The sequence below is a fragment of the Flavobacterium sp. B330r genome, from assembly GCF_056824325.1.
Map to the genome: position 1 here is coordinate 2,433,436 of NZ_CP124860.1, position 14,357 is coordinate 2,447,792.

At 35.6% G+C, this 14,357-nt stretch carries 9 protein-coding genes; all 9 read left to right on the plus strand.

Going from position 1 to position 14,357, the window contains the following annotated elements; translation table 11 throughout:
• Positions 1-31: 31 nt before the first annotated feature.
• The 9 genes from QLQ95_RS10995 to QLQ95_RS11035 all read left to right on the plus strand — a co-directional run bounded on the left by QLQ95_RS10995 (position 32) and on the right by QLQ95_RS11035 (position 14,217).
• On the plus strand, positions 32-9,937 hold the full coding sequence (locus tag QLQ95_RS10995) for an RHS repeat-associated core domain-containing protein (protein WP_482503804.1): 9,906 nt from the start codon (positions 32-34) through the stop codon (positions 9,935-9,937).
• On the plus strand, positions 9,921-10,457 hold the full coding sequence (locus tag QLQ95_RS11000; RefSeq protein WP_482503806.1) for a hypothetical protein: 537 nt from the start codon (positions 9,921-9,923) through the stop codon (positions 10,455-10,457). Before QLQ95_RS10995 ends, QLQ95_RS11000 begins: the two co-directional genes overlap by 17 nt.
• A gap of 355 nt (positions 10,458-10,812) precedes the next feature.
• Complete coding sequence (locus QLQ95_RS11005; RefSeq protein WP_482503807.1) at positions 10,813-11,196, plus strand: hypothetical protein; 384 nt, start codon at positions 10,813-10,815, stop codon at positions 11,194-11,196.
• A complete protein-coding gene (locus QLQ95_RS11010; RefSeq protein WP_482503809.1) occupies positions 11,183-11,659 on the plus strand; it encodes a hypothetical protein in 477 nt (158 codons plus the stop codon). The genes QLQ95_RS11005 and QLQ95_RS11010 overlap by 14 nt, the downstream gene beginning before the upstream one ends.
• A gap of 153 nt (positions 11,660-11,812) precedes the next feature.
• Positions 11,813-12,064 carry a hypothetical protein gene (locus tag QLQ95_RS11015; protein ID WP_482503810.1) on the plus strand — a complete coding sequence of 84 codons (252 nt, stop codon included), beginning with the start codon at positions 11,813-11,815 and terminating at the stop codon, positions 12,062-12,064.
• Between the two features lie 113 nt (positions 12,065-12,177).
• Positions 12,178-12,555, plus strand: coding sequence for a hypothetical protein (locus QLQ95_RS11020; protein WP_482503812.1), 378 nt, complete (start codon positions 12,178-12,180; stop codon positions 12,553-12,555).
• A gap of 297 nt (positions 12,556-12,852) precedes the next feature.
• Positions 12,853-13,356 (plus strand): hypothetical protein, encoded by a 504-nt coding sequence (locus QLQ95_RS11025; RefSeq protein WP_482503813.1) that lies wholly within the window; start codon positions 12,853-12,855, stop codon positions 13,354-13,356.
• A 209-nt stretch (positions 13,357-13,565) separates the two neighbouring features.
• On the plus strand, positions 13,566-13,688 hold the full coding sequence (locus tag QLQ95_RS11030) for a hypothetical protein (protein WP_482503815.1): 123 nt from the start codon (positions 13,566-13,568) through the stop codon (positions 13,686-13,688).
• Position 13,689: 1 nt separating this feature from the next.
• Positions 13,690-14,217, plus strand: coding sequence for a hypothetical protein (locus tag QLQ95_RS11035; RefSeq protein WP_482503816.1), 528 nt, complete (start codon positions 13,690-13,692; stop codon positions 14,215-14,217).
• Positions 14,218-14,357 lie beyond the last annotated feature (140 nt).

Sequence of the window (14,357 nt, forward strand, 5' to 3'; positions counted from 1 at the left end):
AAAAATTAGTTATACGCCAAAACCAGTAAAAATGGAAAAGAAAGAAAACTTAAAATCAACAATACAGAGAATCACTGCAAGTGTTCTGGCCGTTATAATATTTGGGCAGAGTGCTCTCGCTTATAATTTTAAATCGGCAACAGAAGTATTTTTTAATGCATCTTCTAAAAGCAGTTCCAATAATAGTGCAAAACATACTAAATCTGCTGGGGCATCAAATCAATCAGCGTCCAATAATTTAGTAAAAAAAACAGATAAAACTTTTGCAAAAGTAACTCAGGAAATTATTTCTGCTGAAGAAAAAGCAGGAGTTATTGGAGTTTACGCAGGCAAGCTTTTAGATAATCCGGCAGACAATATTTTTCATTTTAGTCTTAAAGAAAAGCCAGCATCAGAAGACCGTGTGAAACTGGTTTACGAATTACAAGGAATTTCAGATTATCATGGGGCAGCTATAAGTATCAATGATGAATTTTCAAGAGGAGGAAACTGGGTGCAAAAAAGCGACCAGTGGAGCCAGCAGGAACAATATATCAGTGCCTCAAGTTTACATCTTGGCGATAATACAGTATTATTTTCACTTCCAGAAAATGCTTCTTACGGATATCAGGTTCGTAACTTATCTATAATCATAGAGAAAGGAAAAGCAAAATCACTTAGGTTAGATAACATGACAGCCTTAAGTTACAAAGGCGAAAGCTATATTAGTGGTTTTGTTGATGGATTATCTGCGGACAGCAAAATTAGTATTGACGGAAAAATGATTCCGCATTATAATGGATTTTTTGAAACGGTTCTGCCAATCGAAAACAATTCAAAAGCAACAGTAACGATAACGGCTAACGGCCAGACTTTACAACAAAATATTATTGTAAAACCTGTTTCGGTAATGCATCAGGAACCCTTAATGAGTGTTCTTGCAGGACAAGCTAAAACATTTGTAAAAGGCCAAAAAATGATGCTTTCTGTAGGAGCAGCAAGTATCGAAGTAAATAATACAGCTTTATTAGAAAATAAAACATTAAGTATTACACCTTTGCGATCTTTAGATTTGCCTGCATTAGATCCTACAATGACCAATTTAACCAACGGAAGAGGATATCGTTTTCTGCCTCATGGCGAACATTTTGCAGAGGGAGCCCTAGTGAAATTAGGATATAATAAGGAATTGCTGCCTCCAGGCTATACGGAGGAAGATATCCGTACCTTCTTTTTTGACAAAAATACAGGACACTGGGAAGCTTTGGAGCGCGATAGTCTTGATGTTGCCCATCAGATTATTATTTCTAAAACAACTCATTTTACAGATATGATCAATGGTGTTATCAAAACACCAGAATCTCCCGATACACAAGGCTTTGCAGCAACGATGATGAATGACATTAAAGCAGCAGACCCAACCGCGGCAATTCAAATGATACAACCGCCAACAGCCAATCAACAGGGTTCAGCCAATTTAAGTTATCATATTGAGGTGCCACCAGCACGTAATGGCATGCAACCTGATATCAATGTTACCTATAATAGTGACGGCGGGAGTGGCTGGCTAGGAGAAGGCTGGGATATACAAATTCCAAAAATTGCAGTAGATACCCGTTGGGGAGTACCGCGTTTTAGCCCTACAGAAGAAACAGAAACCTATAGTTTGAATGGTGTAATGCTAGTTCAGATGGACAATCAAAAACCAAGTGTGGCGCACCGTGGAGATAAAATTGCCCGTAAGAGTGGCGATGTTCAATTTTACCCGAGAAATGAAGGTCGCTTTAGTAAAATCATTAGAAAAGGGACTGATCCTAAAAGTTATACGTGGGAAGTAACCGATAAAAGCGGTACTGTTTATCAATACCAACAACAGCTAAAAGGAGGCAACGGAAATATTGCCGAATGGTATCTGACTACCGTAACAGAGTTGCATGGAGATTATATCAAATATAATTATACTAATGCAATAATGGAAAATACGGGAGATAAGCTTTTATCTCAATCAAAATACTTGAGTTCTATTGTATGTGGCACTAAAGAAACTACCACACAAACTACTATTTGGTTTAAAAGTGGATCTACAAAAACAGTTAAAACAAATAGTGGACGATATGGTTTTTTAACTTCACAGCAAAAGTTATTAACTAACATTACGGTAACTCAATTTGAAAAAACGTTACGCAGTTATGATTTTGTCTATAAAAAAGACGATGGAGCCTTCAAGAAAACCTTATTAGAAAAAATAGTGCAGAATGACGCCAGCGGAGCCAAATTCAACGAGCATGTTTTTGACTATTATGATGATGTAAAAGCAGCAGAAGGATATGTGCCTTTTAATAGTAATACAGAAGATTGGAATACTGGAAATGATAATGTGAGAGGGAATGGTGTGATTACTAAAAATGAAATTACTAAAGATAATGTTATTTTTAATGATAAAATTTCAGCACTTGGCGGGGGAGTTTCTACTTCTGAAGGGTTTTCTTTATTTGTAGGTGTTGGTCCGAATGATGGGGGATTAAATTCTACGAGTAATACCGTGGGAGCAAGTTTCTCCTATTTGCCATCCCAATCAAAGGGACTTTTAGCACTGGTAGATATTAATGGTGATGGTTTAGCAGATAAAGTTTTTAGCGAATCGGGTAGAATTTTTTATCGTCCTAATCTAGGCAGTAATACTTTTGGAGATAAATTAGAAGTTCATGGAATTTCCAGAATTTCATTCACCAAATCAAAAGCGACAAGTTATGGCGCAGTGGCAAAAATTGGATTTGCATCTGCCGTTGCAACAGTAGGAACCAGTTATGAAAATAGTACGACTACTACCAGTGCTTATTTTCAAGATGTTAATAATGATGGTTTAGTAGATTTGGTACGAGATGGCGTGGTATATTTTAATCATATTGTGGATCTTAACGGTAATGCAATACCAACTTTCACTACTTCAAGTTCTGATACTGCCAGTCCAATAAAAGGAGGCGGAAAAATAGATAGCAGTGTAACAAGAGTAGATCCTGCAGAACAGGCAGAAGCTATTGCCAATTCTCCTTTACAAGATGTGGTTAGAGTGTGGGAAGCGCCTTTTGATGGAACCATAAAAATAGAAAGTACAGCTACGCTTATACCGCCAACAGGAAATTATGATGAAGCAGAATATGCTTTGGCAGATGGTGTGTTTGTGGGTATTCAAAAAGGAGGAATTCAAATTGTGTCGCAACAGCCTTTAACCAAAACAGCTCCTTCAGCCAATCTTTCTGTTCTCTCGCAGACAATAACAAAAGGAGAGAAAGTATATTTTAGAGTACAATCAGGTCGTACAGATTTGGCAAATGGAGCTTTTGATCAGGTCGATTGGAATCCCGTAATCACTTATACCGATGCAAACAGAACCAATTTACCAACAAATCCTGATGGGCAGCAGCGTTTTAGCTATAAAGCCAGCGAAGGTTTTGTGGTAGAAAACAGCACGACAAATGTTATCATTCAGAAGCCTAACGAAGCAGGAGCCATACAAGTAACTGGAATTTTTACAAAACCAGTAACCAGCGATGTAATTCAGGTCAGTCTTTTGGGCAAAAATAATTCAGGAACATTTGTTACCCTTTGGTGTAAAAACTACGCTGCAACAGATGTTGTAAATGGAATATTGACAGCGAATACTGTTTTACCAGCTATTACTGCAGATTTTCAGGAATTAAAAATTGCCATAACCAGCGAGACAAACGTAGCCTGGGACAAAATAAACTGGGATGCGAAACTAACCCATTATCCTTTGGGGAATTTTACAGCGATAATGCCAGCACCTTCAGATGTAAATTGTACAGGGGCAAATTCAGCAGTTATTACTGGAACATCAGATTATGAAACGGTTCCTTTTAAAGACTACAGCATTTTTGCCAGTCATTTAATTGAAGGTAAAATCTATACTGCGACAAATACTGGTACACTTACCTTACTGCCCAATTTAATGGCAGTCAATACAAATGGAATTTCTTATAAGGTAACATTGTCAGCTAAAACAAGAACAGGTATTTTATTGGGCAAAAGTAATTATACGATGCTAAATGGAGTGCTCACTGCTCCAACACCACTAACGGTTACAGCAAATGCAGGAGATCAAATCTGGATTGAATATACTATTGACGATCGTTTAGCATTAGGGACAATTCCAGCATCTGCCAATACAACAGCAACAGTAACGGCAAACGGAACTCCCGTCGTGGCTGCAGTATTTGCTCCAGTTCTAGCCGATACAGAGAAATTTGGGCCAATGCAGCGCCATTGGGGACAATTTATTTATAATGCTATGGATGGGCGTTATAATAAGACTATTGATGAGAGCAAACTGGTATTGCCACAATCGGAAAGAGCAGAAACAGATCCTAGAAAGATGATCTTTAATATGATGACTCCTGATGTAATGACTAAAAAATACTGGTCAGGAGCAGACAATCTAACTTATATAAATGGAACTGTAATTTCAAGTTCTCGTTTAGGTGAGGATAATGTAGTGCTTACAAATCCATTAGACGGATTGAATGCAGGAGAAGTAAACACAAATAATCCTTATTGTGCAGAAGGGGCTGGTGCAGCTGGAATTAACAAAGTAACCAAATCTCAAAGTATATCAATACAGGCAGGAGCAACGCCCTTAACAGCTAGTACAGCAACAGGAACATCAGAGGTTATTACTGATTTTCAGGACATGAACGGCGATGGCTTTCCTGATATTATTACCAAAGCAAATATCCAGATGACCAATAGCAATGGTGGTTTTGATGGTGAAAATATTGCGATTAATGGAGGACATAAAAGCAGTCATGAAGCTTATAGTTTATCTGCTGGAGGAAATGCCTTCTTCTCTAGTGAGGTCGCAACAGCAAGAGCAGAATTCAAGAAAGACAAATCAAACAAAGCTGCCAAAAGCGCTTTAAATAAAGCTAAGGCAGAATCTTCATCATTAACTATAAGTGGAGGAATAAGTTACAATAAAGAAGCAGCGGTACAAAGCTGGACAGATATAAATGGTGATGGCTTGCCAGATAAAATATTGAGCGATAAAAAAGTGCAGCTTAATTTAGGTTACAGCTTTACAGAACCAATAGACCTTGGTTTAGAAGATATTTCTAAAGGGGAATCGATATTTCCAAGTTTTGGTTTGGGGGTTGATTTTGGTTCTTCATCTATAAGTGCTGGTTACGGAATTTCGAAAAATATTAGTTGGAATGATTTCAGTTTGCAGGATGTAAATGGAGATGGATTAGTAGATCAAGTATTTAAGAACAATTTGGTTCGTTTAAATTTAGGAGATCGCTACAGTGCTCCAATGCCATGGAACGGATTAGATGTTTTAGGCCAAGTTTCTTCTACGGCTGAATCGCTTAACACAGCCTATACGGCTGGTGTGCCAATACCAATTATTCAAATAAAAGTAGCGATTAACCCTGGAGTAAGTGCAGGACTTTCAAGTAACCGTGTAGAAACCCAATTACAGGATATTGACGGCGACGGATTCCCAGATTATTTAACCTCGACTACAGATGATCTGTTAAATGTAAAACGTTCTACTATTGCACGTACCAATAAATTAAAATCAGTTCATACGCCATTGGGTGGGGAATTTATAGTAGACTATAGCCGCAGTACACCAACTTACGATCATCCGGGAGGAAAATGGGTCATGCAGAGTGTGGTGGTAAAAGACGGAATTGCAAGTGACGGTCCTGATATGAAAACACAATTTGCTTATGCAAAAGGGAGATACGAACGCCATGAAAGAAGTTTCCTTGGCTTTGGCGAAGTGAAAACACAAAACATCGATACCGAAAATGGCGATAAAGTATACAGAACAGTAACCCAAAACTATGATGTGTCCGATTATTACAATGCAGGACAATTACTAAGTTCTGTTCTGGAAAGTAATGAAGGCGTAAATGCTGTAGCCAATACTGGAGCAAAATATACAGAGAGTACTCAGGATTATTATTCGTATGCCGTAAAAGCAAGCGGAGACAAATACGATTTTACGCCTATAGCTAAAATTTGTTCAGACAGAGGAGTGAGTTTTAACCCTGTTAAAAATATAACTTCATTAGCGTATGAAGGTGGAGTAGCACCTTTAAAATTAAGCGAAATTCACAATGAATATTATGTAGGTTCAGGAGATTTTGGAGATCTAAAAAGTTATAGTTTTAAAGATAACAGTACCGGAAATTATAAAACAGAAATTGGATATACTACTAATTTGTCTAAACATATTTTAGGACTTCCAATTAGCAGTAAAGTCACTATGAATGGGATAAACGTACATGAAGTCAAAGCGGCTTATGATATCTATTATGCTAATCATCTTACAAAGCTATCTCAGAAACTCAATGACAGCCAATGGGCAGTTACAGATATAAATTATGATCTATACGGGAATATAGTACAAAAAACACTGCCTGCAAACTATAAAAATGAGCGTCCGTTTTACAAATATCGTTATGACAGGTATTATAAAATGTACGTAGAAGAAATCTCCGATAATTTTGAATACCGCAGTTATGCCCGAGATTACGATTACCGTTACGGAATTGCCTTAGAAACAGAAGATGTAAACGGTTACGTGATTAAAAAAGAAATTGACGAATTTGGTCGTCTGACCAAAGTTCAGGGACCAAAAGAAGCAGCAGCAGGACAACCGTATACGATTATGATGGAATATTTCCCGACGACTATAGTATCTAACGGAAACATCAGCAGAACGGCTTATGCGAGAACCAAACATTTTGACGCGCAGCACCCGAATGATCCTATTGAAACGGTGACTTTTGCTGACGGACTTGGGAGAGCGATTCAGGTGAAAAAAGACGGAGCAATTACCGACAATAAAACACCTGACCAGCAGAGTGATGTAATGATTGTTTCGGGACGTGCGAAGTTTGATGCCTTCGGACGCGTAAAAGCGGCATATTACCCGCAGACTGCACCGCTTGGCGACTGGAATAAATTGATGGACAGTTTTGATTCGGTTGAGCCGACTAAAACTACGTATGATATTCTGGACAGACCAGTAACCACGACTCTGCCTGACGGTGCAGAAACCAAAATGGCGTACACCATTGAAAGCGGTTTATTGAAAACAGAAGTAACCGATGCGTTGAATAATACCAATTCAAGCTATGCCAACGGATCTGGACTAACGATGAAAACCTTGGATGCCAACAGTGTAATGACGCAGTTTGGTTATGACGGAATTGGAAGAAATATTACCGTAACCGATGCTCAGGGACAGCAGACATTGAGCAAATACGATCTAGCCGACAGAAGAATAGAAGTCGTGCAGCCGGATGCAGGAAAAAGCACGTTTAAGTTTGATGCTTTAGGCAATTTACTGGAAAGGCAAACGGCAAATCTGGAAGCCAAAAGCAAAAAGATTACTTATGAATACGAGTTTAACCGATTAACCAATATTCATTATCCGGAGAATCCTCAGAACGATGTGCGTTATGTTTTTGGTTCTAAAAACGAAAGCCAGAACCGCAAGGGAAGACTGATTCTGATGGAAGATGCCACAGGAGCGCAAGAGTTTTCATATGGCGTGATGGGTGAGATCGAGAGCATCCGCAGAACGGTAATTGTACCTAATTCTGCTGTAGCAACCTATGTAACGAGCTGGAAATACGATTCATGGAACCGTCTTCAGGAAATGATCTATCCAGATCAGGAAAAGATCAGCTATACGTATAACTCAGGCGGATTACTGCAGTCAGTTGCAGGCAAGAAAGCCTACAGCTACAACTATGTCAACAAAATTGGCTACGATAAATTTGAGCAGAGAAGTTACCTGAAATACTGCAACGGAACAGAAACCAAGTACAATTACGAGCCTCTGAGAAGAAGACTCGATAATATGACCGTGGCTTCGGGAACTGGTTATCAGGGAACCAATACGTCGAGAATGTTCATGAACAACAACTACCAGTACGACAAAGTAAGCAACGTGCTGAATGTAACCAACAGTGCTGCAGGCGTAACCAATAAAATGGGCGGGATCATGGCGCACAATTACAGTTACGATAATTTGTATCAGCTGATAAGTGCCAACGGAGTCTACACGGGAGCCGACCAAAAAACGGCCAATTATAATCTGGAAATGAAATACGATGACCTGCACAATATTGTGAGTAAAACACAAAACGTGATGCAGAACAAAGTTTCAGAAACAGGCGCACTCAAAGCAGGTTATACTTTGAATTACAATTATAACGGCACGAACAAACACCAGTTAGATAATGTAACCGAAACGGAATACAGAACGAAAAACACAGACCCAAAAGTCGATAAACAGAAAAACAACAAATATGTTTACGACAAAAACGGTAACATGATTTATGTAAATACCGAGGAAGTAAAACTTGATGGAAAAGTGGCTGAAAAAGCGCAGGAAAAGAAATTTATCTGGGACGAAGAAAACCGTTTAGGAGCGATTGATATTAATGGTTACGTTTCTAACTACACTTACGATGCAGGAGGTGAACGTGTAACGAAAATGTCAGGAGGCGGGCAGGGAATTTTTGTAAACTCTGTTTTTGCGGGAGGTAAAACTTCTACATCAGACTTTACATTGTATGTGAATCCTTATTTGGTTGCACAAAATGGCGGGCGCTATACCAAACATATTTATATTGGAAGTCAAAGGATTGTGAGTAAACTTGGAGATTTTGACAGCTACGGAGCAGATCCACGACGTGTTGAAAAGGCTGGAGAATCATTCTCAGGAGTGAAAGTGAATTACGATGCTAAATACAAGAAATCTCTAGAAGTTGTAAAAGCGAATTATGATACTTTTGAAGTGCCTTACTATGGTTTGGACAACAATGATTATGTAAATGGAATTGGTTTCTGCTGCAATCCTTCTGGGGAAAGTTCTAGTTCTTCTAGTTCTACAACTGGTAAACTTATGGCTGGTAAAAATGACAATGCTGAGCTACAGCAGTTTTATTATCACCCTGATCATTTGGGAAGTTCATCTTATATCACTAATTTAGACGGCGAGGTTGTTCAACATGTCGAATACGTACCTTTCGGGGAAGTTTTCTTGGAAGAAAAGAATGCTAAATGGAATACACCTTATCTTTTCACAAGTAAAGAGCTTGATCGCGAGACGGGATTATACTACTTCGGAGCGAGATATCAAGATCCTAAACTTGGAATCTTTATATCGGTCGATCCATTGGCGGAGAAATATCCAAATATTTCATCATACTGTTATGTAGTTAATAATCCAGTTAATATGATCGATCCTGATGGAAGAGATTGGTATAGAAGTGATAAAACTGGTAAGGTAGCATGGGTTGATGGTAATTCAAATATTAAAGGATATACGAATCTTGGTTATAGTTACAGTAATCAAAGTTATGGAGTAAATAAAAATGACCATTTAATAATGGACGGAAATACTAAAACCATTAGTGTAAACGGAACTACAATAGCTGATTTTAACAGACCTAAATCCTCAGGATCCAATTCAAGTGGAGTTGCTTTATCTGATGGAGGAAGTTATCAAAATCCTGGTTCTCTAGAAAAAGGTGGAAGAAACGTTGAGTGGTATGATTTCAATGGTATACTTGAGCCTATCTTGGCCTATCTTAGTTTGGATAAAGATCTATTTAAAAGAACGAATGGAAATGGTAAAGGTAGCAATGGAGGAAAAGCAACTTCTGAAACAGCAGCGGGTAATGTACTTGATGCAACTAATAATGCTGCGGATGCAGCAAAAGAAATAACTGTGATTGTAGAAAAATATTCTACTACAGGTACATTGAGAGGGAATGACTCCCAAGTTCATACGGTAAAAAAAGACTCCACTGTGCGTAATCAATCAGATGCAAGAAAAATTTTCAATAGAAATAATCAAAGAAGAGCGGAAGCAGAAAGAAAAGCAAATAAAGAGAATGAAAGTAGCAATTAGAATAATTATTATATTTTGTGTGTTTTTCTTTACTCAATGTAAAGAGAAGTCTACTAAAAGTGAGGAGTTTGTTAATACTACATTCAAAGGGAATGGTGTTGAATACAGTATAGAATTCCCTGATACTGTCTTAAAAGGAAAGACCTATAAAGGAAAAGTTAATTTTAAAAATGTATTAGATACTATAACAGAAAGTATGAACAATGATTCTACAAGTAAAAAAAATAGATATATTATTTTTTCAATGGCTTTAACTGATAACATTGATTATGTAGAAAAAGACTTATGGAAAATTGCTAAAGATACTTTTGGGGCTCTCAATAATCATACAATTCCTTTTTATGATGTTAAGTTCAATAAATCAGGAACGTTCTTTATAGATGGAATTATAAATGATCAAGGATATATAACTTCGGATGTAAAAAATAAAAAAGGAAGTTATGATACAAGGATTATCACTAATGAGTTTAGAGCTACAAAAAAAGTAATCGTTATTGATGGTACTCTTGAAAACAAATAAGGATTGAAAGAATAAAAGAAAGAAACCTCGCCAATGGCGAGGTTTTTTTTATATCTTATATTATTGTAAAGAAAACTTTTAATGGCTTTTTGTTGAGTTTTAAATAACAATCTTTGAGTTGTTTCATTTTAAAATTATGTAGTTATAAAAAGAAAATGCACGGAAGATATACGAAATACATTTATATTGGAATACAGATGGTAAGGAAATTTTCGTTCCCGCTCTTCGAAGAGTTCTGCTGAAAGGCTGTGCGCTGTGCGAATGTCCCAGGTTTTGGTGAAGAGATGGTTAGAGAGTATTTTAAAGGAGTTATTACAGTTGGAGCTAATTCAGTTCCACAAGAAGTTAAATAATCATGAAATTAAAAACAAAAGCAGTATTAGTTCTAAGCCCTCTAATTTTTATTCTTGTATTTGCCTATGTACGAAGTCATAGATATGAAAAAGAATTAGCTAAAAATGGTAAAGTAACAATTGGACACTTTGATAGCATAAGAGAATACCCAAAACGCACTTATTTAGTCTTGTCATATTATATTGACAATAAAAGATATAGTTCTTTTGAAAGTGGCTTACATAAAGGAGTTTCAGAAAAAGATATTGGTAAGTTCTATGAAATTAGATATTTGCAAGATTCACCTGAAATATTTAGAGGTAATTACACAAAAGAGATTACAGACACAAATGCTATTTTAAAAGCTGGATTTTCAAGAGGAGAAATAGTGAATGCGTCAAAATAAAACCTTCAGTTGGTATAAATGTTGGTGCTATGATATCGGAAACAACCAGATGGGTTTGGGATTTTTAAAACAATTTATTGTGTTAAGAAAGAGAGAAAATATATTTAAATTAATTGTGTTGGTAATATTAATAATTATAGCTGTTTTTTGCATTAAATATCTTTCTGTAAATGAGAATTTATATAAAAGAATGTTAGAACAAAGAAAAAAAGAATCTTATTCAGGAGTTGTATCTGAAAAATATATAGATAAATCAGAACATTCGACTCCCATGTTAAAATTTAGAGATAATACAGAAATTTCTTTAGAAAATGTATTTTGGGATCAAGTCAAAATTGGTGATTCAATTGTTAAAAGTAATAATGAAGTTTATATTACCTTATATCGTAATAACAATTTTAAGCAGGTATTTAATTATGAAGATTACTTTAATGAATTAATAGAAGATCATTCTAATAGGTAACTTCGCTGAGTGAAGTCTCCCGACTTCGCACCCGCAAAGGAAATCGACAAAGAATAAAAGAAAGAAACCTCGCCAATGGCGAGGTTTTTTTTGTCTTATATTATTGTAAAGAAAACTTTTAATGGCTTTTTGTTGAGATTTAAATAACAATCTTTGAGTTGTTTCCCTGCTGGAGTTAATATGGCTTCAAATGCTACAGCTCAATATTTAGCAAACGGAAGAAGTTTTGGTGATATAAATGTAATTTCAACAGCAAGTTCAGTAGTACCTGAAATTGGTCCAGCAGTTTTTGGAGAAACTATTACTTGGACAGCTAATGACATTATGAATGGTATAGCTCCTCAAACACCAAAATCTTTAAATAAATGGGCTGTTCAAGCAGGTTCTGCCGTTTTGGCAAATTAACCGACAATTATCTTTCAGGTTCAGGTTTTGGTGAAGCGATGGTTAGAGAGTATTTTAAAGGAATTGTAACAGTTGGAGCTAATTCAGCACCAAATTTAGTAAAAGAATAAATTATGAAACTAAATATAAAGGCAGCATTAATTCTTGGTTCTATATTTTCTTTCTTTTTGTTTGCATATATTAGAAGTTACATATATAAGGAAAAATTTAAAAAAGATGGTAAGATAACAATTGGTAGAATTGATAGTATTAAACGATTACCGAAGTGGTCTAACATCTATTTGTCATATCATATAAATAATAAAAGTTATAATTATTATGAGAATGATTTAGATGCTGATATTACAATAAAGGATATTGATAAGTTTTATGAAATTAAATATTTGCCAGATTCTCCTGAAATAATCAGAGTGAATTATTCAAAACAAATTACTGATACTAAAGCTATTTTAAAAGCTGGATTTTCAAGAGAAGAAATAGGAAGTAAATAAAACCAAATTAAAAGAAAAAAGAGGCTGTCTCACAACTAGTTGAATAGCCCCGCTCTTCGAAGAGTTCTAAAGATACAGCTGTTCGCTGTGTGAAGTCTCCCGACTTCGCACCCGCAAAGGTAATCGACAAAGATTAAAAGAATTAATCTGATAGATCTTATTATGGAATTTCAGCTGGATTTGGCAAATCTAAGGAGGTTTTTGGAGGAAAAAGAGATAATAAAAGTTTTGGATTATCTGGGGCTAAATTATTAGATAAGTTGTCAATTAATCCTGACCCTAAAAAAGATTAAAATTATGAATAAAATTTATTCGTTTGGGTTTTTATGTTTTCTCTTAGTAAGCTGTAATAGTACTAAAGATGGAATCAATAAAACATTATTAGATTCTGTTTACGAAATACATATTAAAAATAGTAGCCCAGAAAATTTTGGAGGTCTTGAGGAATATAAGATTAAGGATAAAAAGGAAATAACTTCATTTTGTGAGGAATTACTATCCTTAAATGAAGAGAATGATATACAATCTAGACCTTTTGACGGAGCAATATTGATAGAATTTTATAAAAATAATAGCGATGGTTCTTATAATGCTAGTAACCTTCTTTCTACGGGAATAGTTTTTAAGCCTAATGATGAATATTTTATACATTACTCTAAAGGAAGATTTAAATCAGATCATTTTTTGGCTAGGATTCTTAAATATTTACAAATAGATGAAAGTAAAGTGCTTGCATTAGATGCCTATAGAAAAAAGCAATTAGAGAACCCCGTGCCCTTAAAGAGCATCGACAAAGAATAAAAGAACTAAACGAGAGCGGATGGAGTGGAGGTAGCTGAGGCCAAATAAAAACTTATGGTACTTCTGAAGTTGTCACTAGTTTTAAAATTTCAGGTTATGGAATAGGATTATATACAGTTTCTATTCAGTCTCAACACAATTCGGGAGAAATTAATGGTGTTCAGGCAACTTTAGAGCATAGTTCAAATACATATTCAACATTTGGTGGAATGTATGGAGCTGCTTGGGGAATAGGATGGGAAGGTGGTAGAGAAATAACAAAATTGTCGGCTTATCAAAAATGGAAAAAGGAAAAATGGTTACCCTTCAGAGAAGAAACTTTTGGATATTAATATGAATAAGCAATTAATAAAAGATATGTTAGAAAGGAATAAAGTTGCATTAAGTAAAAAAGAATCTTTTTGGCATTATTCAATTGTGCCATTTCTTTTAGTAATTCCGTTGATAGATGTATTCTATAAGATAAAAAAAAGTCAATCTTTAATGGAATTAAATTATAGTTATATATTGATTTTATTTGCAGTCTTAATGTTTTATATTCAAAGAAATAGATTGAAATTTAAAAAAATTCAAAGTTTTTCTTCATTAGTTGAGTTTAATATTGCAGTAGAAAAAACAGCAGAGGAACTAAATTGGTTTATAGATAATAAAACAAGTGGTTTTATAAGGGTGTATAGAAGAATTGATTATATAACTGATGGTAGTTGGGGAGAAATGATAACTATTATAAAAATAGAGGACAAGATATATATAAATAGTATTTGTGATCCAAATGGACTTTTTACGTCATTGTTATCATATGGAGGTAATAAAAGAAACGTTAGCATATTTAAAGCGAATTTAGCTAATGTAGGGGCCTGATAGCTCGGATATGGAGACCCCGATCCCCCTGCTGGCGCGAGCGTCCCGCTCGTGAGACAAAGCAAATAGACAAAGAATAAAAGAATTAAACCTCGCCAAATGGCGAGGTTTTTTTTATGTCTTATATTATTGTAAAGAAA